The sequence below is a fragment of the Nonomuraea sp. NPDC050478 genome, from assembly GCF_044458265.1.
In the GTDB taxonomy this organism is placed as follows: Bacteria; Actinomycetota; Actinomycetes; order Streptosporangiales; family Streptosporangiaceae; genus Nonomuraea; species Nonomuraea ferruginea.
This window is the reverse complement of sequence record NZ_JBITHT010000013.1, coordinates 42,997-63,820: the sequence shown is the minus strand read 5'-3', so window position 1 is coordinate 63,820 and position 20,824 is coordinate 42,997. Positions and strand designations below refer to the sequence as shown.

The following is a 20,824-nucleotide window of genomic DNA, read 5'->3' as shown; positions in this document are numbered from 1 at the left end:
ACGCCCGGGCGGCCGTCGCTCCGAGCCGCTCCCGCTGAACGGCCCCGGCGTCAGGTCTCCATCAGGGCCGCGGCCTCCTCGTCCGACAACGCGTCGATCTCGGCCGCCAGCCGCTCCTCCACCGCCGCCGCCAGCCCGCGGACGGTACGGGTCAGGAAGAGGATGTTGAGCGGCAGCTCGATCTCCACCTCCGAGCAGATCCTGGCGACGACCCGGGTGCCGAGCATGGAGTGCCCGCCCAGGTCGAAGAAGTCCTCCTCCACGCCGAACCCGTCCCGGTGCAGCACCTCGCTCCAGATCTCGTACACCAGCTCCTCCGCGGCCGTCCGCGGCGGGAGGGCTTCGGCGGCGGCCGCGGGGACGGGGGCGGGCAGGGCGGAGCGGTCGAGCTTGCCGTTGGGCAGCCTGGGGAAGGAGCCGACGGCCAGGTAGAGGCTGGGGACCATGGTGGAGGGCAGCCGGTCCTGCAGGTAGGCGCGCAGCTCGGCCACGGGCGCGTGCTCGTCCACGTACGCCACCAGGGCGCGGCCGCCCGGCGCGTCGTCGCGGACGGCGGCGACGGCGCGGGTGACCCCAGGATGCGCGGTCAGTGCGGCCTCGACCTCGCCGAGCTCCAGGCGGACGCCGCGCACCTTCACCTGGTCGTCCACCCGGCCGACGAACTCCACGGCGCCGTCGGCCAGGCGCCGCACCAGGTCGCCGGTCCGGTAGAGGCGGGCGCCGGGCGGGCCGAAGGGGTCGGGGACGAACCGTTCGGCGGTCAGGGACGGCCGCCGGTGGTAGCCGCGGGCCAGCCCGTCGCCGCCGAGCCAGAGCTCTCCCACCACGCCGGGCGGCACCGGCTCCAGGACCTCGCTCAGCACGTGGGCGGTGGTGTTGGCGACCGGGCGGCCGATGGGGACGGTCTGCTCCCCCGGCCGCGTCAGGTGGGTGAGCGACCAGATGGTGGTCTCCGTCGGGCCGTACATGTTGTGCACCTCGCCGGCCACCTCACGCAGCCGCCGGGCGAACGCGGGGCCGAGCGGTTCGCCGCCGCTCAGCACCCGGGGCAGGCCGACCGGCAGCTCCTCGGCGATCTCCTCCAGCACGGACGGCGGCGCCTGCACGGTGCGCACGTCCGCCTCGGCCAGGACCGCGCCCAGCTTGCTGTCGGGCGGCGCCACCACCACGGTGCCGCCCGACAGCAGCGGTCCGAAGAGTTCGAGCGCGGCGATGTCGAAGGACATGGGGGTGAGCAGGAGCATGCGTTCGGCCGCGGTGAAGGCCAGGCTCGTGACCAGGTTGACCACGCCCCGATGCGGCACCATGACGCCCTTGGGCACCCCGGTGGAGCCGGAGGTGTAGATGACGTACGCCAGGTGGCCGGGCGAGACCCGGGGCAGCGGCCGGTCGTCCGGCGGGCTCTGGGCCAGGTCGGTGAGCGCGGGCACGCCGGGCAGCCGTCCGGCCAGCTCCGGCGTGGTCAGTACGAGCGCGGCCCCCGAGTCCGCCAGCATGAAGCGCAGCCGTTCGGCGGGGTAGCGCGGGTCGAGCGGCACGTAGCAGGCGCCCGCCTTGAGCACCGCGAGCAGCGCGACCACCAGGTCGCCGCCGGGCGGAAGGCAGACCGCCACCGGCGACTCCACCCGGACGCCGCGCGAGACGAGTACCCGGGCCAGCGCCGCGGCCCGCTCGTCGAGCTCGCCGTAGGTGAGCGTGCGGCACTCGTGCGGGACGACGACGGCGGGCGCGCCCGGCGTGGCGGCCGCGTGCCCGGCCACGAGCTCGTGCAACGGCATGGAGGGGTACGGCAGCCGCGGCCCGTGCCAGGAGGTCACCGTCTCCTCCCGCCTCCCGGCGGGCATCAGCGGCAGCCGCGACAGCGGGAGGGCGGGGTCGCCGGTGGCGGCGTCGAGCAGGGCGAGGAACCCCTCGGCCAGCCGCGCGATCGTGGCGGGGTCGTACAGGTCGGTGGCGTACTCCAGCCAGCCGCTCAGATCGCCCTCGGCGTTCTGGATCTCCAAGGTCAGGTCGGTCTTGGTGGTGCCGGTGCCGATCTGGCCGCGCACGTCGTACGGCAGCTGGTTGAAGGCGACCTGGTAGAGCGGGGTGCGGGAGGGGTCGCGGGGTGGGTTGAGTTCGCTGACGATGCGGGCGAAGGGCACGTCCTGGTGGTCGAGGGCGTCCACGACGGTGGTCCGCACCCGTTCCAGCGCCTCGGCGAAGGACGGGTCGCCGCTCAGGTCGGTGCGGAGCGGGAGGGTGTTGACGAACATGCCGATGAGCGGGCCGAGCTCGGGCTGGTCACGTCCGGCGACGGGCGAGCCGATCACCACGTCGGTCTGCCCGCTCCAGCGGGCGAGCAGGGCGGCGAACGCGGTGAGCAGCACCATGAAGGAGGTGCTGCCGGTGCTTCTGGCCAGGGCGGTCACCCGCTCGGTCAGCGCGGCGGGGACGGTGAAGGGGTGGTTGGCGCCCGCGTAGCCGAGCTCGGCCGGCCGCGGCCGGTCGGGGGGCAGTTCCAGCGGCACCGATCCGGCCAGGCGCTCGCGCCAGTAGGCCAGGGACGCCTCGAAGCCCTGCTCGCGCTGCCAGACGGCGTAGTCGGCGTACTGCACGGCCAGTTCGGCGTACCGGGGCGCCCGGTTCTCGCGCAGCGCGTGGTACGCCTCGGCGAGGTCCTCGGTGAAGATCCGCATCGACCAGGCGTCGAAGACGGCGTGGTGGGCGACGAGCACGAGCCGCCACTGCCCGCCGCCGAGCCGTACCAGCCGGGCCCGCCACAGGGGCGCGTCGTCGAGGGCGAACAGCTCGGCGGCGTCGGCCGCCGCCAGGGCGGCGAGGTCACCGGGACGGTCCCGCTCGGGGCGGCCGGACAGGTCGGTGCAGGCCAGCCGCACCGTCGCCTCGGGGGCGATCAGCTGCACGACCTCCTCGCCGCGCGGCTCCAGGCGGGTCCGCAGCGGCTCGTGCCGTTCGGCCAGCATCCGCAGCGCCCGCTCGACCAGGCCGGGCTCGACCTCGCCGAGCCGTTCCAGCCGGGAGACGCCGGCGATGTTGTAGAGCGGCACGTCAGGCAGCAGCCTGGTGAGGAACCAGACGCGTTCCTGCGCGTACGAGGCGGCGAAGGCGTCTTCGGTCACAGGCATGCGCGTATCTCCCGGGTGATCGGCTCCAGCGCGCCGACCTCGCCGATCGTGGCCAGCCAGTGCCACTGGTCGAGGGCGTGGTAGAGCCGGTAGAACGCCAGCCGCTCTGCCCAGTCGGCGGGCAGGTCGCCGTACCCCTCGTAGAGGGCGCGGCGGCGGAGCGGGTCGTCGCGGACGGCGAAGTAGTCGGTGCGGGCCAGGTCCATGAGCGGGTCGCCGCCGAGCGCGTTCTCGACGTCGATGAGGCCGGTCACCTCCCACCGGCCGGCGCGCTCGGCGACCATGACGTTGCGTTCGTGGAAGTCGTGGTGCAGCAGCACCGGCGTGGTGCGGCGGGCCAGCAGGTGGCGGTCGGCGCGCAGGCGGGCGAGCAGCGCCGCGTGCAGGCCGGGGTCGCCGCCGAACTCGGCGAAGTGGGCGGCCTTGAGCTCGAACTGGCCGCCTACGTAGGCGTCGTTGGTGGGTTCCTGTACGCCGTCGAGCGGGCCGAAGGCGGGCACCGTGACGCCGTGCACGGTGCGCAGCAGGCGGCCCATGTCGCGGTAGAGCCGCTCGACGGTCGTCCGGTCCATTCCGGCGGAGACCTGGGACAGCGGCCGGCCCGCCACCTTGGTCATGACCAGGTACGCCTGGGGCAGGTCGCGCCTGGAGTCGTCGGCCCGGATCACGGTGGGCGCGGCCGCGCCGGTTCGGCCGAGCAGTTCGTAGACGTGCAGCTCCTTGCGCATGCGTTCGGTGAACAACCCCGGGTAGAGCTTGAAGATCAGCTCACGGTCGCGGGTCCTGACCTCGTAGACGGCGCTGATCTCGCCGCCGGTGCGCAGCAGCACCTTCTCGACCGGCTCCCCGAGCAGCTCAGCCGCCTTGGCCGCGCTGAGCGGCATGGTGAGCGCCTTGGCGAAGGCGGGAGCACTCCAGGCGAGGCTGACGACGTTGCCCGCCCGGTCCCGCAGCGCCCGCGCGCCGACCAGGTCGTCCGGGTCCGCCTCCGGCACCGCCTCGTCGAACCCGGCCAGCACCGGGATCCGCATGGCCACCAGCGCCAGGACGGCGATGCCCAGGCCCAGCAGGACGTACATGAACGCGATGCCGCGCCCCTGGCCCACGCCGATCACCACGCCGACGGTGTCGGCCAGCGCGCCGCCGGGCAGGAGCAGCGGCTCCAGCAGGCGTTCCCCGAGCGGGGCGACCACGGCCATGCCGACCGGCAGCGTCGACCAGGAGATCATCTGGTTGAACGCCATCACCCGGCCGTGGAACCGCTGCGGCACCTTCACGTGGATGATCGTCATGAAGACGCCGTTGACCACGGACAGGCTGCACCACAGCCCGAAAGCGCCCAGGCCCACGGTCAGCGGCGAGGCGTACACCCCGGTGACGACGGCGAACAGGCTGAGCAGCAGGGTGCCGAGCAGCACGGCGCGCATCCGGCGGCGGCGCGGCCCGCCCCACAGCGCGACGATCACGCCGCCGAACGTGGCGCCCAGGCCCCCGACGAACGAGATGCGGCCGGCGGTGTCCAGGTCGGCGAACGACAGCACCAGCGGCGAGATCGACATCAGCACCGCGGCCAGCATGACGTTCAGCACCGCGAAGTAGAGCAGCGCGGCCCGCAGGTGGCGGTTGCCCAGCGACATGCGGAACCCGCCGGCCAGCTCGGCGGCCAGCGTCTCGCGCCGCTCCAGCGCCATCGTGGCGGGGAAGCGGATGAGCGCCAGCGCGGCCAGCACCACGGCGAAGCTGATCACGTCGATCACCAGGATGCCGCCGAGGCCGATCCCGGCCAGCAGCGCGACGGCCAGCAGCGGGGCGACGAACTGGGAGGTGCCCGCGAGCAGTTGCACCACGCCGGCGGCGTGCCCCAGATACCGCTTCGGCACCAGTTGCGGCAGCGCCGCGGTGTAGGCGAGCCGCTGGAAGACCAGCGTGATCGAGAGCAGGGTGACCAGCGGATAGATGTGCCAGGTGGCCAGGTCGCCGGTCCACAGCAGCACGCCGAAGACCAGCTGCACGCCGCCTGCCAGGCAGTTGCCCAGCGCCATCATGGCTCGCTTGCCGTGCCGGTCGACGAGCGCGCCGATCAGCGGGGCGGCCAGCACGCCCGGCATGATCGCGAGCGCGACCAGCAGGGCGAAGTTCAGCAGGGAGCCGGTGGTGGTGTAGACCCAGATCGGGATGGCGAAGTCGGTCACCGCGGTGCCGACCATGGACAGGAGCTGGAACGCCGAGACGGCGAGGAACCGGCGCATGCCGGGCTCGGGCGCCCGCTTCCTGGCCGGCGGAGCCTCCTGACCGTCCGGGGCCGACGTCTCCTCGACCCACCATCCGGCGGCCGGGCCGCGGGCCTGGCGGCTCAGCTCGGCGGCCGAGCCGTACTCCATGGCGATGTGCGTGTTGGTGAGGACCTGGGCCAGGTCGTCGGCGCGGTACTTCAGGTAGTAGTGGCCGGCCTCGTCGAGGACGACCAGCGCCGTGGTCTCGGACAGGAAGTGCCACTCCCGGTAGCGCTCGCGGTAGTAGTCGGTGGCCGGATCCTGCTCCCCCACGACCGCGATGACGGGGGCGCGCAAGGGCTCGGCCCGCTCCGCCAGCATGCGGGTGAAGGCCTCCTCCGCGATCAGCGTGTCCCGCCGCTGGTTGCGGACCATGAACTTGACCTGCTCCTCGTCCAGGCCGGAGATGTCGTTGCCCATGGCCTTCATGCGGTTCTCGTACGAGCGGTCGCCTCGCAGGCGGTCGGTGCGCAGCAGCCTGCCCAGCGGCCCGGCGATCCGCCCTTCCGGACGGGCGAACGGGAAGATCGCGCCGATGTAGACCGCGGCCGGTTCGCGGCCCCGGGCCTCCAGCCGGCGGGCGACCTCTGCGGTGACGGCGCCGCCGATGCCGCAGTGGCCGTACAGGGCGATGGGGCCGTCGATGCCGTCGAGGATCTCGCGTACGGCCTGCTCGATGACCTCCTCCAGCGGCATCACCGGCTCGTCGGGGCGGCCGGGGTCGTGGCCGGGGAAGGCCATCGAGTACAGCGCGCACTCCTCGGGCAGGGCGTCGGCGAGCGGCTGGTAGACCAGGGCGTTGCCGCCGCCGTACGGGAAGCAGACGAGGGTGAGCGCGGGGGTGACGCGTGAGCGGGTGAGGCGGTGCAGCAGCGCGCGCGGCCTGTCCTCGGCCGGGGCCGGCCCTTCGATGAGCTGGGCCAGGCCGCGCACCGTGGGGTGCTGGAACAGGTCCATGACGCCCACCGAGCGGCCTTCTGCCGGGGCCAGCAGCTTGCGGATCCGGGCCACCACCTGGATGGCGACCAGCGAGTGCCCGCCGAGGTCGAAGAAGTCGTCGTCGGCCCGGATGCCGGGCACGCCCAGCAGCTCGCTCCAGATGCCGGCGACGGCGATCTCGGCGGGGGTGACCGGCAGGGCCCCGTCGCCGCTCGACCGGGTGGGGGCGGGCAGCGCGGACCGGTCCACCTTGCCGTTGGGGCTGAGGGGCATGGCGTCCAGCCGCACGTAGGCGGTGGGGACCATGTGGTCGGGCAGCAGCTCCTTGAGCCGGGCACGCAACCCGGTCGCCTCGGCATCGGTGACGACGTAGGCCACCAGGCCGTCCGCGTCGGCCACGACCAGCGCCTCGCGCACGCCCGGTTGCTCGCGGAGCACGGCCTCGACCTCGCCCGGCTCGACCCGCTGGCCGCGGATCTTGATCTGGTCGTCGGCCCGGCCGAGGAACTCCACGGCGCCGTCGCGGTGCGTCCGGGCCAGGTCGCCGGTGCGGTAAAGACGTGACCCCGCGGGCCCGTACGGGTCGGCCAGGAAACGTTCGGCGGTCAGGCCGGGCCGGTCGTGGTAGCCCAGGGCAACCTGGACGCCGCCGATGTACAGCTCGCCGGTCACGCCGGGCGGCACCGGCCGCAGCCGCGCGTCGAGGACGTGGACGCGGGTGTTCTGCACCGGATGGCCGATCGGGATCCGGCTCTCGCCCGGCACGCAGCGCCAGGCCGTCACGTCGACGGCGGCCTCGGTCGGCCCGTAGAGGTTGTGCAGCTCCACCTCCGGCAGCCGTTCGAAGAACCGGGCGGCGACGGCGACCGGCAGCTCCTCCCCGCTGCAGACCACCCTCTTCAGCGACACGCAGCGCTCGACGTCCTCCTCCTCCAGGAAGGCGGCGAGCATCGACGGCACGAAGTGCATGGTCGTCACGCCGGAGGAGACGATCAGGTCGCGCAGGTAGGCGGTGTCGCGGTGGCCGCCGGGCGCGGCGACGACCAGGCGGGCGCCGGTGATGATGGGCCAGAAGAACTCCCAGACCGACACGTCGAACCCGGCGGGCGTCTTCTGCATCACCGCGTCGGCGCCGGTCAGGCCGAAGCGCCGCTGCATCCAGTCCAGGCGGTTGACGATGGCGGCATGGGAGTTCGGCACGCCCTTCGGGCGTCCGGTCGAGCCGGAGGTGTAGATCATGTACGCGGGACAGGCGGGGGTCAGCGGCGTGTCCGGCACGTCCTCGCGCTGGAGTACGGTCTCCCCGGGCAGCAGGATCGCGGCTCGCGCGTCCCGCAGCATGAAGTCCAGGCGTTCGCGCGGATAGTCGGGGTCGAGCGGCACGTACGCGGCGCCGGACCGGACCACCGCCAGCAGACTCACGACCAGGTCGAGGGAGCGCTCCATGGCGACCGCGACCCTGACGCCCGGCCGCGCGCCCAGGTCGCGTAATCGCCGGGCCAGCTCGCCGGAGCGCCGCTCCAGCTCGGCGTAGGTGAGCCGCCGCCCGCCGAACTCCAGGGCGACGGCGCCGGGCGTGCGGGCGGCCTGCTCCTCGAACAGCTCTCCCAGCGTCCGGTCCGCCGGGTACGGCACGCTCGGCCCGGCCGAGAGGGCCAGCACGCGCTCGCGCTCCGGCCCGGTCAGCAGCTCCAGGTCCGACACCCGCCGGTCCGGCCTGGCGAGCGCGGCGCGCAGGAGCGTCCCGAACCGGGCGCCGAGCTCCTCGACCGTGGCCTTGGCCAGCAGGTTCCGGTTGTAGACGAACAGCCCGTCGAGCCCGCCGCCGCGCTCGGTCAGGAACAGCTCCAGCTCGAAGGGGGCGGCCCCGGCCGTCAGCGGGTACGGCTCCGCCGTGAGGCCCGGCCAGGCGGCGGTGTCCTCCTCGTAGCTGCGCAGCGCCAGCGCGACCTGGAACACCGCGGTACGCGAGACGTCCCGGGCCAGGCCGAGTTCGCCGACGAGCTGCTCGAAGGGCAGCCGCTGGTGCGCGAAGGCGTCCAGCGTGCTCCGCCTGACCCGGGCGAGCAGCTCGGCGAAGGTGGGGTCGCCCTCCAGGTCGGCGCGCATGGCCAGCATGTTGACGAACATGCCGATGAGCGGTTCGAGCTCGCTGCGCGGGCGCCCGCCCACGGGAGTGCCGATCGCGAAGTCGGACCGGCCGCTGTGCCGGGCGAGCAGCACCTGGTAGACGGCGAGGACGACCATGAAGAGCGTCGCGTCGTGCTCGCGGGCCAGCCTGGTGGCCGCGGCCAGCACGTCGGGGCCGAGCCTGAAGGTGTGGGAGTCGCCCTCGAAGGTGGCCACCGCGCCGCGCCTGCCGTCCAGGGGCAGCTCGATGGGCGGCACTCCGGCCAGCCGCTCGCGCCAGTAGGCCAGGTCCGCCTCGTCCGCCGGTCGGCCGCGCTGCCACACGGCGAAGTCGCCGTACTGCAGGGCGAGCGCGGGCGGCTCCTCCCCCGCGTACAGAGCACGGAGCTCCCCCGCCAGGATCTCCAGCGACCAGCCGTCACCGGCGATGTGGTGCAGGGCCACCAGCAGGACGTGGTCGTCGCCGGCCAGCCGCACGAGCAGGGCGCGCACGGGCGGTTCTGCGGCGAGATCGAAGGGCCTGGCCAGCTCGGCGCTCAGGAGCTCACGGGCCGCCGCCTCGTCCGGGGCGCTCACGCGGCGCAGCTCCACCTGCCCGGTGCCGGCCACCTCGACGCGAGGGCGGCCGTCGGGGTCGGCGCAGAATCGGGTACGCAGGATCTCGTGCCGGTCCACGACCGCTTCGAGTGCTCGGCGCAGCCGTGCGGCGTCGAGGTCCCCGCGCAGGCGCACCACGAGGGGGATGGTGTAGGCGGCCGTGCCGGGGGCGAACTGCTCCATGAACCACAGGCCCTCCTGGGCGTGGGTCAGGGGGATGTCCGCGCCGGCGGGGCGGCGTGGGATCGCGGTCGGCTTGCCGTTCGACCTGCGGCGCAGGCGTTGCTCCAGCAAAGCTCGTTTGGTGTCTGAGAGGTGGGCTCCGCCTGAGGCCGGCTCCGTCGAGGTCGCCAACGACCGCCTCACTTTCAGTGGTGAACGTCACATTAACGGGATTTGCTCACACCGCGCCGGTGAGGTCAAGCGGGTGACGCCATGAGCTGTACGACGCCAGAAAGGTCGCCGCCGCGTCGTCCGGTTGGCAGAATCCCGGCCATGGGTGCTGCCGGGAGCCGCATGGCCGTGCGAGCCTTTCTCCGAGACGTCGATGAGGCCGTGTCCGATCCGCCCCGCCCAGGGCCATGCGGGGAGCGGTTGCTCGCGGCGGCTCAGCGTCAGCTGAAGGCTCTCGGCACGTCGAGGTGGGCGCCTGTCGGCTCGGCCAGTTGCGCGACCAGCGTCGCGGGCTTCAGCGACGTCGACATGCTCGCCGTCTTCGCTGATCCGATCCGTCACGGCGCGGCCGACACGGTCCTGCCGTACTCGATCGAACAGCTCCTGGAGGCCATGGCGGCGGACCGGCCGCCGCCAGGGCCCATCAGGCCGCGGAAAGCCTACGACCTGTTCGCCGACCGCCTGGAGGCCATGGGCCCGATGTCCGGCTTCGGCCCGCTGAGACGCGCCTTCCCCGCGGTCCACTTCCCTTCGCTCACCGCTGAGCCGTCCATGGAACTGGTCCCTGGTTGCGAGGCCGACTTCCTGTGGGACTCTCCGGTGACCGCGCCCAGCTCCGGCCTGGTCGAGGTGGCGTTCCCGGCCACGGAGGATCGCTGGCTGGGCACCTCACCGGCACTGCACGAGCGCACACTCGACGCCAGTCCCGGCGGCGTCGACTACACCTGCAGGGAGGCCATCCGCATCATCAAGCTGATCAAGTACCGGCGGTCGATCCCCGTCCTGTCCTACTTCCTTGAGCTGTTCGCGCTGAGGTGGCTGGAAGGATCGCACGCGTTCGACGCCGAGAGCATCAGCCAGATCGTCGAGCAGGCCGACCTCGGCTGGCACACCAGACTTCCGGTGGGCCACCTGATCGACGACATCCCGGCGCTGCTGTCCGCGCTCGCCGGCCAGTTGGGCCGTGCGGCCGCGCAGGGTCGTCAGCTGCGGATGATCGACCTGACCACCCCGGAGCGGGAAGGGACCGTCGAAGCCTGCGACGCGACCCACGCGGTGGGCGCGGCGGAATCGTTCGAGGCCGCCGCCACGCTGGCGCACCGGGCGCGTGCCGCGGCAGACCGTGGCGACCAGGCGGCCGCGCTGTCCGCATGGAGAGAACTGCTCCGGCAGGGTGGCGTCTCCGCTTCCGAGGACGAGCCCGGTCGTTCCGGGTGAGCGTCACGCCGATGATCCCCCGCTAAGGGCTCGCCGGTTCGGCCAGGCGGCGCCGATGTCCTTCGGCCGTATCCGCGAAGTCCCGTTCGTCGTTGCCGCGGTAGTGCCGGTAGAACCACTCGGGGACGCGGCTGATGTCCTGCCGGGTGCGCAGGATCCCGTCCTGGATGTCGCGGGCCAGTTCACGCAGCCTCCGCCATTCGGCCTCGTCGATCTTCCCGGGACGTGCTTTCCGCAGCTCCGCGGTGACGAGCTTGAGCAGCCGCTCGCGCTCGGTGGCCAGGCGTTCCTGGCTGTACCAGGTTTCCAGGGCCAGTTGGTAAGCGGCCAGGGAGGGGACGAAATAGCTGACGACCACGTCCGTCATCGTGACCCCGGCGACGATCCCGGCCAGGACGCCGATGACGCACCACACGATCGCCGCCGCGAGCACGAGGCGGCCGTAGCGGCGGCGCAGCCGCGCGTCCCAGGCGAGGTTCTGCTCCTGGGCGATCAACACGTCATACGGATGGTGCACGCGATCCGTGGGGTCGTACCAGCCATCGGTGACCCGCCGATCCTTCGTGCTGCCCGGTTTGAGCTTGCGGGCCAGGCGCGAGACGTCGGGATCCGCGATCGGCTCGCCGGCGACCGCGCCGCGCCAGGGCAGGTGGAACAGGGCGGTGTCGAACATCTCCTGCAGCAACGCCCCCTGGTTGGCAAGCGAGGCCACCACCAGCCGCAGCGGGATGACGGAAATGAGAAACCACAGGAATCCGACGATCGCCACAGGGGTACGGCCGATCCCCGTCAGCGTGGTGACCACCCCTCCGGCCGCCATGGCGGCCGCCATCACCGCGCGCAGCGCCTCAGCCAACTGCCCGCGCTGGTGGCTGGCCGCGGCCGCGCGCTGTAGGCGCAACATGTCCTGGTCGAGCTGGCGCTGGTCGATCGCCCGCGCAGGCACGCCCCGCGGCGGGTTCTGGGGGCTGGCGGAAGAGCGCGTCATTCGACCGTCCGATCGCCGGATCCGCCGCGGTGTGGAGCAGGCATGCGCCCATTGTCGGCAACCGGCGAGACGCTTCCAAGTGACGAGGGCATGGCCGCTCTCACCGGTGCGCAGCCGCTCCGGCCGCCCGTGGCGTCGCCCCGTCCATCGCTCAGGGAGGCGATCCGGTGAAGTGCGGCAGGACCAGCTCGGTCAGTGTGGTGACGTCGTCGTCGGCCATCGGCTCGCCGGTCATGCCCATCCTGTGGAGCAGGGTTCCGACGACGACGTCGATGAAGAAAAGGACCCGGTTCTCCGGCTCGCCGAGCGCCTCTTGGAGGGCGATCCTGTAGGGGTCCTGCAGTCGGGTGGACAGGATTGCGCGCAGGGCCGGATCGCTGACGGCGTCGCTGAAGACGCCGGCGAACGCGTCGCCCACGCCGGGTTCGGCGATCTTCGCAGCGATCCAGCGGATGGCCGAGGACATGAGCTCGGCGCGACCGGCGCCTTCCAGTGGAATCGGGCCGAACGCGTCAAGGAGGCAGTCCACGATCAGCGCGCCCTTGGTCGGCCAGCGGCGGTAGATGGTCGTCTTGGCGATGCCGGCCGCGGCGGCGATGCGGTCGACGGTGGCCCGCGCGTAGCCGAGTTCGTGGACGGTGCTCAGCGTGGCGGCGAAGACCACGGCGTGGACGCCGGAGCGTGGGCGACCGGGCGGTCTGGCGGTCATGGCTCCCAGGATAGCCATTTGCGCTACTGTTAGTATCGATACTTCAGGTAGCGAAACACCAAGGAGCTGACATTGAGCGAGATCACCGATACGGAGCGGCCGCCGCTGGGCATCCGGTTGCTGCGTGCGCTGGGGAGGGAGCCGGACTGGCCGGCCATCACGGACGAGGAACTGGTCGCCTACCGCGAGGCGGAGAACCGCAAGCGGGCATCCCGCCTGGCACGGGTGATCACCGGCTTTCCCGACCGTGGCGCCGGCATCCGGTGGCAGGAGGTGGCGCTGCCCGGTCGTGACGTCCCGGTCCGGATCTACCGGCCGGTGGGCGCCGACCGGGCCGACCTGCCCCTGGCGCTCCACGTGCACGGAGGCGGGTTCGTGGGCACGGCGGCGCAGTGCGACTGGGTGAACAGCCACCTTGCCGCGCGCCTGCCCGCGATCGTCGTCTCGGTCGAGCACCGCCTCCTCGACCCGCGGACACCGCTGTCGGCAGCCGTCGACGACGGCTGGGACGTGCTCCGGCACGTGCTGGAGCACGCCGCCCGATGGGGGGTCGACCCGGCGCGGACCGCCGTCTTCGGGGAGAGCACCGGCGCGATGGTCGCCGCCCTGGCCGCGATCCGGGCCCGGGAGTCCGGGCTGGTCCTGAGGGCGCAAGTGCTGGTCAACCCCGCTGTCGACCTGACCTCGACCATGTTCGACCACGCCTCGATCACCCGGCATGCCCACAGCCCGACCCTCAGCCTGCCGCAACTGCGGTTGCTCCACCGGTTCGCCGTTCCGCCGGGAACCGATCCTCGTGCGCTGTCGCCGCTGTACGCCGATGATCTGGGCGGACTGGCCCCAGCGCTCGTGGTGGTGCCGACCCTTGACCCACTGGCCGATCACGGCCGCGCTTACGCCGAAAGACTGCGAGCCGCTGGGACACCCGTGCGGCTCACCGAACATCCCGGGGCGACACACGCGTTCCTCAGCATGCCGGGCGTGGTGCCGCAGGCCAAGGCCGCACGGGCGGAGATCGCCGGGTTCCTCCGGGACTCCCTCGTCCGATGACCGGCACTTGGCAGAGGACGGCCACGCTGGAGCCGGGCCGGCTGGCCTTCACCGGCGACGTCGGAACCACCGAACCGCACGCGCACGCCGCCCTCCAACTCGCCCTCAACGAGGGCCACCGCTTCCACCACCTCAAAGAGGCCGGTGTCGGCGACGTCAACTTGGGGCTGTTCACCCTGGTCTGGGACCACTTGCTCGGCACCTTCTCCTACGACCCCGCCCGCCGCTTCGCCTCCGGCCAGCTCGCCGAACCCTTCCAAGCCTCCGGTGCGTGCCACACCGAACCGTCACCGCCGGAGCGGACGGCGACGTAGGACCGGGGTCCCGGCATCAACCGATCGGTTGATGCCGGAATCCACCATCTCGCTTCCCGTCCGGACGATCCGTCGCCCCGGCCGCCGCGCGATTCTCAATGCATGCCAACACACCAGGAGCCCGCACTCCGCACCGCCGGACTCCGCAAAGTCTTCGGCGACCACGTGGCGGTCGACGACATCGACCTCACCGTCCCGGCCGGCTCCTTCTACGGCCTGGTCGGCCCCAACGGCGCGGGCAAGACCACCACCCTGGCCATGGCCGTCGGCCTGCTCCGTCCCGACGCCGGCAGCGCCGAGATCTTCGGCGTGGACGTGTGGCGTGACACCGTCCAGGCCAAGGCGCTGATCGGCGTGCTGCCCGACGGGAACGCCATGCCGGAACGGCTCACCGGCCGCGAAGCCCTCACCTACCTCGGCCTGCTGCGCGGCCTGCCCCCCGCCGTGGTCGCCGAGCGCACCGACGAGCTCCTCCAGGTCCTCGAACTGGACTCCGCCGAGCGGACGCTGATCATCGAGTACTCGACCGGCATGCGCAAGAAGATCGGCCTGGCCGTCGCCCTGCTGCACGCCCCCCGCCTGCTCGTCCTGGACGAGCCCTTCGAGGCCGTCGACCCCATCTCCGCGGCCACGATCAGGACCATTCTGCGCAGGTTCGCGGGCAACGGCGGCTCAGTGATCATCTCCAGCCACGTGATGGCTCTCGTCGAGCAGATCTGCGACCACGTGGGCGTCATCTCCGACGGCCGGGTCGTCGCCGCCGGGCCGCTCGCCGACGTGCGCGGCGCCGCGACCCTTGAAGACGCCTTCGTCGGCCTCGTCGGCGCCCGCACCGGAGGAACGGAGGGGCTGGCATGGCTCACCTCCTGACCCCCGGCCCGGCCGCCATGGCTCAGCACATGATCCGCATGCGGCTGGCGCTCATGCGCAACTCCCTGCGCGGCGACGACGCCACCAACCTGTACGCCGGCGTCTCGTTCGGGCTGCTCCTGGCCCTCGGAACGATCGCCGTCGCCGTGCTGTGGCCCGCCTACCTGCCCCTCACCCTGGCCGTGTGGCTCTCCGGCTGGATCTTCGGCCCCATCTTCATCGGGGGCGGCAACGAGGCCCTGCGCCCCGAATACTTCTCCATGCTCCCGGCCAAGCCGGGCCGGATCGCCGCCGCCCTGCTCGCCGGCGCTTTCGCGGGCCCCGCGCCCGCGGTCAATCTCATCGCCCTGCTGTCGCTGCCCGTGTACGGGTGGCGCTTCGGCCCGGCCGGAGTGCTCGTCGGCCTGGTGGCGGCGGTCACCACGCTCGTCACGATGGTGATGATCTCCCGCGTCGTCGTGGCGCTCATCGGCCTGTTCGTCAGATCCCGTGCCACCGCGGCCGCCGTCGGCATCGTGACCGGCACCGCCATCGCCCTGTGCAGCAACGGCTGGGCACCCGTCGTAGCCATGGGTGTCACCGACACCGACGCCTGGTCCGAGGTGTTCGTCCGCGTCCTGCCCTCCGGATGGGGCGTGGCCGCCATCGAGGCCTCCTGGCCCCTCGCCATCGCCATCCTGGTCGCCAACGCGGGCGTGATCGCCCTCCTCCTGGCCGCCTGGGCGGTCCTGCTGTCGCGGCGCGTCGTCTCGGCCGCACGCGGCGGTGTGCCGCCCCGCCGCGGCACGCCCCGCCCCTTCCCGGCCACCAGCGGCGCCCGCGCCGTCGCCGCCAAGGAGCTGCGCGCCTGGTGGCGCGACCTCGTCCGCATCCAGCTCCTCGCCACCGCCTTCTCCTACGCCATCGTCACCCCTCTCCTGCTCATCACCATCGACGTCTGGGTCATGGTCCCCTTCGCGGGGCTCATCGCGATCGTGATGGCGGCCGCGTCCTCGGCCAACCTCTACGGCGCCGACGGGACGGCCCTGTGGCTCACCCTCATGACCCCCGGCGCGGAACGCGCCGACGTACGCGGCCGCCAGCTGGCCTGGCTGCTCATCGTCGGCCCGGCCGCCGTCGCCCTCTCCCTGGCCGGAACCCTCGTCAGCGGCGAGACGTGGGCCTGGCCGTGGGTGCTCGGCCTGCTTCCCGCCCTCCTCGGCGGCGGCGCCGGGATCATCGTCCTGCTCGCCGTCACCTCGCTCGTCCCCGGCACCGACCCGCACAAGCGCGGCGGCAACCCGCTCAGCACCGGCGCCGACGAAACCGCCGAGACCAGCCTGGCCTGGCTCGTGCTCTGCGCGGTCCCCGCGACCGCCCTTCCCGCGGCCGGCGCCATCCTCCTCAACCCCTGGGCCGGCGTCGCCACCGGTGTGCTGACCGGAGCCCTCGGCGCCTGGGGACTCGGCAGGATCGCCTACCGCAGACTTGAGAACCACGGGATCGACCTGCTCAACCTCATGAAGCACGGCCCGGCGCCCCAAGCCGACAAACCCACCACCGCGGACCTCCCCATCCAGCACCGCATCGGGGTCATGATCTGCTACACCATCGCCTGGCTCCCCCTGTTCCCCCAGGGACTCGTGCCCATGGTCATGAAGATCTTCGGCATCGACAACCCCGTATGGTTCCTGGCCCTGCATCTCCCGCCGATCTGGCAATGGCCCGTGATCATCTTCATGATCGCCCTGGGGCTGCTCATGTACGGCTACGCCATCCTCATCCCCATGCGCCTAAGCTCGTCCTCGTCGGCCACCAGCAGCTGAGCCGCACCCCGTACGCGAGAGGAGGGCATCGCCCCGGATGAACGACCCCTTCCCGCCCTCCACCTGGGAGCGGCGCTTCGAGCGCGCCGTCGAGGTCATCCCCTACGTCACCCTCGCCGTTTCCCTCGTCATCAGCCTGGCCTCACCCGACCAGCCCGAAGGCGGGATCCCCCGCACCCTCGCGCTCACCGCCCTGGCCCTCGCCTGGATTCTCGGCGTCCGCACCCTCCTTCCCGCCGCCGTGCGCGGACGGAGGGTGGCCGTCACCGTTCACTTCGCCGGCGTCCTGTCCACGGCCGCGCTGCTGGCCTTCCACGACCCCATCTTCGTCATCTACTGCATCTCCGGCTTCTTCCTGGCGGCCAACTTCGCCCCCTCCAAGTGGACCTTCGCCGCCGTCGCCGCCACCTCCGTCGTCCTGTACGGTTCGACGCTCGACTGGACCCAGGCCACCGTCCAGCTCATCGCCTTCCACGTGGCGATCGTCGCCGTGCAGACCGTCGCCATCGGCGGCGGCCACATCCTCGGCATCAGGATCGAGGACCGGCAGCGCAAATACCGCAAAGCAGTCAGCGACCTTCAGACGGCCCTGGAGGAGAACGCCGACCTGCACGCCCAGCTCCTCACCCAGGCCCACCAGGCCGGCATCCTCGACGAACGCCAGCGCATGGCACGCGAGATCCACGACACTCTGGCCCAAGGACTGACTGGCATCATCACCCAGCTGCGCGCCGCCCAGCGCGTCAAGGACTCCGGCACCCACCTCGAACTCGCGCTCGACCTCGCCCAGGACAGCCTCACCGAGGCCCGCCGCTCCGTCGCCGCCCTCCAGCCCCGCCAGCTGGAGGAAGCCCACCTCCCCGAGGCCATGACGACCCTGGCCCGCAACTGGACCCAGACCACCGGCGTCGACCTGCACGTCGAGGTGACCGGCGACCGCGTCCCCCTCAGCCCCGCCATCGAGGTCACCCTCTTCCGCGTCGCCCAGGAAGCCCTCGCCAACGTGGCCAAACACGCGGGCGCCACCCGCGCCGGCCTCACCCTCTCCTACACCGGCCCGGTCGTCCTGCTCGACATCCGCGATGACGGCACCGGCATCCACGACCCCGGCAGCAGAGGATTCGGTCTCAGCAGCATGCGTCAGCGCCTGCGCGGCGTCGGCGGCTCCCTCGAGATCGAGAGCACGCCCGGCGAGGGCACCGCCGTCAGCGCCACCGTCCCCGCGCTCCAAGGAAACGTGCTGTGATCCGCCTCCTGATCGTCGACGACCACCCCATCGTCCGCGACGGCCTGCGCGCCGCCTTCGAAGCCGAGCCCGACATCGAGGTCGCCGGCGAGGCCGCCAACGGCCGCGAGGGCATCGACCGCGCCGCCGCACTCGGGGTCGACATCGTCCTCATGGACCTGCGCATGCCCGAGATGGACGGCGTCACCGCCATCACCGCCCTGCGCCGTTCCCACCCGCACATCAAGACCCTGGTCCTGACGACGTTCGACGGCGACTCCGACGTCCTGCCCGCCATCGAAGCCGGCGCCACCGGCTATCTCCTCAAGGACGCCCCCACCGACGAGCTTCTGCGCGCGGTCCGCGCCACGGCCGCCGGCGAGCCGGTCCTATCGCCCTCCGTCGCGGGCCGTCTGATGGGCCAGGTGCGCAGACCGGTCAAGGCCGCCCTTTCCGACCGCGAACTCCAGGTCCTCGCCCTCGTCGCCGACGGCGCCTCCAATCGCCAGGCGGCCGCCAAGCTCTTCATCAGCGAGGCGAGCATCAAGACCCACCTGCTGCACATCTACGACAAACTCGGCGTCCGCGACCGCGCCGCCGCCGTCGGCGAGGGGTACCGGCGAGGTCTGCTCAGTTAGCGGCGGGCTCAGTCGTCGGTGAAGACGGGAAGCACGGGCGGGGCGTAGCGGGCGCCGGCCTCCGGGTCGCCGGTCGACTGGGTCAGCAGCAGCCGCGTCGTCCCCAGGAGATGATCGCGCATGGCCTGGGCCGCCCCCTGCTCGTCCCGGGCCTGGATGGCCTCGAGAATGCGCTCGTGAACCCGCCAGATGTCCCACAGAGTCCGCGTCTTGGTCGTGGACAGGCCGCGCGCGGCCATCTGCGCCCGCATCGTCGCGACGGACTGGGTCACCCGCGTGTTGCCCGCGGCCTCCAGGATCATCTCGTGGAAGGCCACGTCCTCCTCCTGGAAGAGCCGCTCGTCCCCGCTCTCGCAAGCCTGCCGCATCCGTTCGAGCGCCTTGGAGAAGGACGCCATCTGGTCGTCGGTCATCATGGTCGCGGCGCGGTAGGCCGAGGGGACTTCGAGCAGGTAGCGCAGCGTGTAGATCTCTTCGATGTCGCGCGTGGCTATCTCGAGGATCCGGACGCCCCGGCTCCGCTCGAACCGGACCACGCCGTGCGTGGCGAGCTGCAGCAGGGCCTCACGGACGGGCGTCCGCGAGACCCCCAGCTGGGCGGCGATCTCCACGACGGAGTGCAGCGTGCCAGGTGCCAGCTCACCCGTGACGATGGCCCGGCGGACCGCTTCGAAGGTCTGGGCCGCCAGCGACGTCTGGTCCGTCGAGATCTGCTCCATATGGACATGGCTCCCGGTCAGTCGGTCCGCGCAGCGCCAGAACGCCGTGGTCGGCCGAGACGATATCACTCAGGACGAAGATGTGGCATGCGGCATGCAACGCCGCCGGTCAGAGGAACGACAGGTCCGCTCCCTCGCTGGCCGGCAGGACCGTCTGCGCGTACAGTCTGCGCCACCCCCGTGCGGGCAGCTCGGGCGGGACGAAGTCCGCGCGCCGGCGCTCCAGCTCGTCCTCGTCCACGAGGAGGTCGAGCCGCCGCGCCGCGACGTCCAGCCTGATGAGGTCGCCGTCGCGGACGAGCGCGATCGGTCCTCCGGCGGCGCTCTCCGGGTCGCAGTGCAGCACCACGGTGCCGTAGGAGGTGCCGCTCATCCGCGCGTCGGAGACCCGCACCATGTCCCTGATCCCGGCCTGGGCCAGCTTGGCGGGGATGGGCAGGGCGCCCGCCTCGGGCATGCCCGCCGCGATCGGCCCCGCGTTGCGCAGCACCAGGACGTGGTCCGGGGTGACGTCCAGGTCCGGGTCGTCCAGGATCCGCTGGGCGTCCTGCGCCGAGTCGATGACCAGGGCCGGCCCGGTGTGGTTCATCAGGTGCGGGCTCGCGGCCGCCGACTTGATGACCGCTCCCCTCGGCGCGAGCGTGCCCTGGAGCACCGCCAGGCTGCCCGCCGCGCCGAGCGGGTCCCCCAGCGGGCGGATCGTCGTCTGCCAGTCCTCGCGCGCCGGGCTCTCGTCGATCAGCGAGCCGAGCGGCTTGCCGGAGACGCCGACGGTCTCCCGTTCGAGCAGCGGTTCGAGGACCTTGAGCAGGGCCGGCAGGCCGCCCGACCGGTGGAAGTCCTCCAGGTATCCCGATCCGGCGGGCTTGCAGTCGACCAGGAACGGCACGTCGGCGCCGATCACGTCGAAGTCCTTGAGCGTGAGGTCCACTCCGGCCCGCCGCGCGACGGCGATCAGGTGGACCAGCGCGTTCGTCGATCCACTCATCGCCGAGAGCACCCGGACGGCGTTGCGGAAGGCGGCCGGGGTGAGGATCTCGCGCGGGACGGGGCCTCCCGACCGGGCCAGTTCGACGGCCCGGCGGCCGGTCTCGGCGCCGTGCCGCAGGCGGGCGCCGGTGGCGGCCGGAGGGGTGGCGCCGCCGGGCAGCATCATGCCGAGGGTCTCGGTGAGGCAGGCCATGGTGGACGCGGTGCCCATGACCGCGCACGTGCCCGCGGTCGACACGAGCTCGTTGCGGACGCCGGTGATCTCGGACTCGTCAAGCTCGCCGCCCCGGTGCCGGCCCCAGAAGCGGCGGCAGTCGGTGCAGGCGCCGAGGCGCTCGCCCTGCCAGCTGCCGGTCATCATCGGCCCGACCACTTCGAGCAGGACCGGCTTGTCGGAGGAGGCGGCGGCCATGAGCTGGGCCGGCACCGTCTTGTCGCACCCGCCGAGGAGGACCGCGGCGTCCATCGGCAGGGCGCGGATCATCTCCTCGGTGTCCATCGCGAGCAGGTTGCGGAACAGCATCGTCGTCGGGGAGGTGAGGATCTCCCCGAGAGAGATGGTCGGGAAGTCCATGGGCAGGCCGCCGGCTTCCAGGACGCCGCGTCTGACGGCTTCCAGCAGGGCCGGCATGTCGCGATGGCAGGTGTTGTAGTCGGACTTGGTCACCGCGATGCCGATGATCGGCCGGTCGAGCGCCTCGTCGTCGTACCCGCTGGAGGCCAGGAAAGCACGCCGTAGGTAGGTGCTGAAACCGTCGTCGCCGTAGGACGTACGGCTCCGGTCGATGGCCGACTCAGTCGGTCGGGCGGGCATGGGGACCTCCGGGGGTCTGGCAGG

The 20,824-nt window shown here is 72.3% G+C and carries 13 protein-coding genes; 7 read left to right on the top strand and 6 right to left on the bottom strand.

Annotated elements, in window-relative coordinates:
- Window positions 1–50: 50 nt before the first annotated feature.
- The gene (locus ACIBF7_RS42815; RefSeq protein ID WP_397199683.1) at window positions 51–3,128 is read right to left on the bottom strand and encodes an amino acid adenylation domain-containing protein; all 3,078 of its coding nucleotides are present in this window, start codon (window positions 3,126–3,128) and stop codon (window positions 51–53) included.
- A complete protein-coding gene (locus ACIBF7_RS42810; protein ID WP_397199682.1) occupies window positions 3,119–9,361 on the bottom strand; it encodes an amino acid adenylation domain-containing protein in 6,243 nt (2,080 codons plus the stop codon). Before ACIBF7_RS42810 ends, ACIBF7_RS42815 begins: the two co-directional genes overlap by 10 nt.
- Window positions 9,362–9,769: 408 nt before the next feature.
- On the opposite strand from ACIBF7_RS42810, the gene ACIBF7_RS42805 reads away from it, so the two are divergent.
- Entirely contained in the window at window positions 9,770–10,678 is a 909-nt protein-coding gene (locus tag ACIBF7_RS42805; RefSeq protein ID WP_397199681.1) for a hypothetical protein, read from the top strand.
- A 22-nt stretch (window positions 10,679–10,700) separates the two neighbouring features.
- Here ACIBF7_RS42805 and ACIBF7_RS42800 read toward each other — a convergent pair whose 3' ends face one another.
- On the bottom strand, window positions 10,701–11,666 hold the full coding sequence (locus ACIBF7_RS42800) for an S-4TM family putative pore-forming effector (RefSeq protein WP_364235801.1): 966 nt from the start codon (window positions 11,664–11,666) through the stop codon (window positions 10,701–10,703).
- 151 nt (window positions 11,667–11,817) lie between these two features.
- Window positions 11,818–12,375, bottom strand: a complete 558-nt coding sequence (locus ACIBF7_RS42795) for a TetR/AcrR family transcriptional regulator (RefSeq protein WP_222708951.1) — start codon at window positions 12,373–12,375, stop codon at window positions 11,818–11,820.
- Window positions 12,376–12,447: 72 nt separating this feature from the next.
- Between ACIBF7_RS42795 and ACIBF7_RS42790 the strand changes: the two genes are divergently transcribed.
- From ACIBF7_RS42790 to ACIBF7_RS42765, 6 genes are all read left to right on the top strand, one after another.
- Window positions 12,448–13,425: an alpha/beta hydrolase gene (locus tag ACIBF7_RS42790; protein WP_397199680.1), complete on the top strand. Its 978-nt coding sequence runs from the start codon at window positions 12,448–12,450 to the stop codon at window positions 13,423–13,425.
- Window positions 13,422–13,739, top strand: a complete 318-nt coding sequence (locus ACIBF7_RS42785; protein ID WP_397199679.1) for a sterol desaturase family protein — start codon at window positions 13,422–13,424, stop codon at window positions 13,737–13,739. The genes ACIBF7_RS42790 and ACIBF7_RS42785 overlap by 4 nt, the downstream gene beginning before the upstream one ends.
- Before the next feature lie 102 nt (window positions 13,740–13,841).
- Window positions 13,842–14,609 (top strand): ABC transporter ATP-binding protein, encoded by a 768-nt coding sequence (locus tag ACIBF7_RS42780; protein WP_148031734.1) that lies wholly within the window; start codon window positions 13,842–13,844, stop codon window positions 14,607–14,609.
- Window positions 14,594–16,414: a hypothetical protein gene (locus ACIBF7_RS42775; protein WP_397199678.1), complete on the top strand. Its 1,821-nt coding sequence runs from the start codon at window positions 14,594–14,596 to the stop codon at window positions 16,412–16,414. Before ACIBF7_RS42780 ends, ACIBF7_RS42775 begins: the two co-directional genes overlap by 16 nt.
- Before the next feature lie 37 nt (window positions 16,415–16,451).
- On the top strand, window positions 16,452–17,660 hold the full coding sequence (locus tag ACIBF7_RS42770; RefSeq protein WP_397199677.1) for a sensor histidine kinase: 1,209 nt from the start codon (window positions 16,452–16,454) through the stop codon (window positions 17,658–17,660).
- The gene (locus ACIBF7_RS42765) at window positions 17,657–18,277 is read left to right on the top strand and encodes a response regulator transcription factor (RefSeq protein WP_148031737.1); all 621 of its coding nucleotides are present in this window, start codon (window positions 17,657–17,659) and stop codon (window positions 18,275–18,277) included. The genes ACIBF7_RS42770 and ACIBF7_RS42765 overlap by 4 nt, the downstream gene beginning before the upstream one ends.
- A gap of 8 nt (window positions 18,278–18,285) precedes the next feature.
- Here ACIBF7_RS42765 and ACIBF7_RS42760 read toward each other — a convergent pair whose 3' ends face one another.
- Both ACIBF7_RS42760 and ACIBF7_RS42755 read right to left on the bottom strand, forming a co-directional pair.
- Window positions 18,286–18,996 (bottom strand): GntR family transcriptional regulator, encoded by a 711-nt coding sequence (locus tag ACIBF7_RS42760; RefSeq protein ID WP_397199676.1) that lies wholly within the window; start codon window positions 18,994–18,996, stop codon window positions 18,286–18,288.
- 109 nt (window positions 18,997–19,105) lie between these two features.
- Window positions 19,106–20,800: a dihydroxy-acid dehydratase gene (locus tag ACIBF7_RS42755; protein ID WP_397199675.1), complete on the bottom strand. Its 1,695-nt coding sequence runs from the start codon at window positions 20,798–20,800 to the stop codon at window positions 19,106–19,108.
- Window positions 20,801–20,824 lie beyond the last annotated feature (24 nt).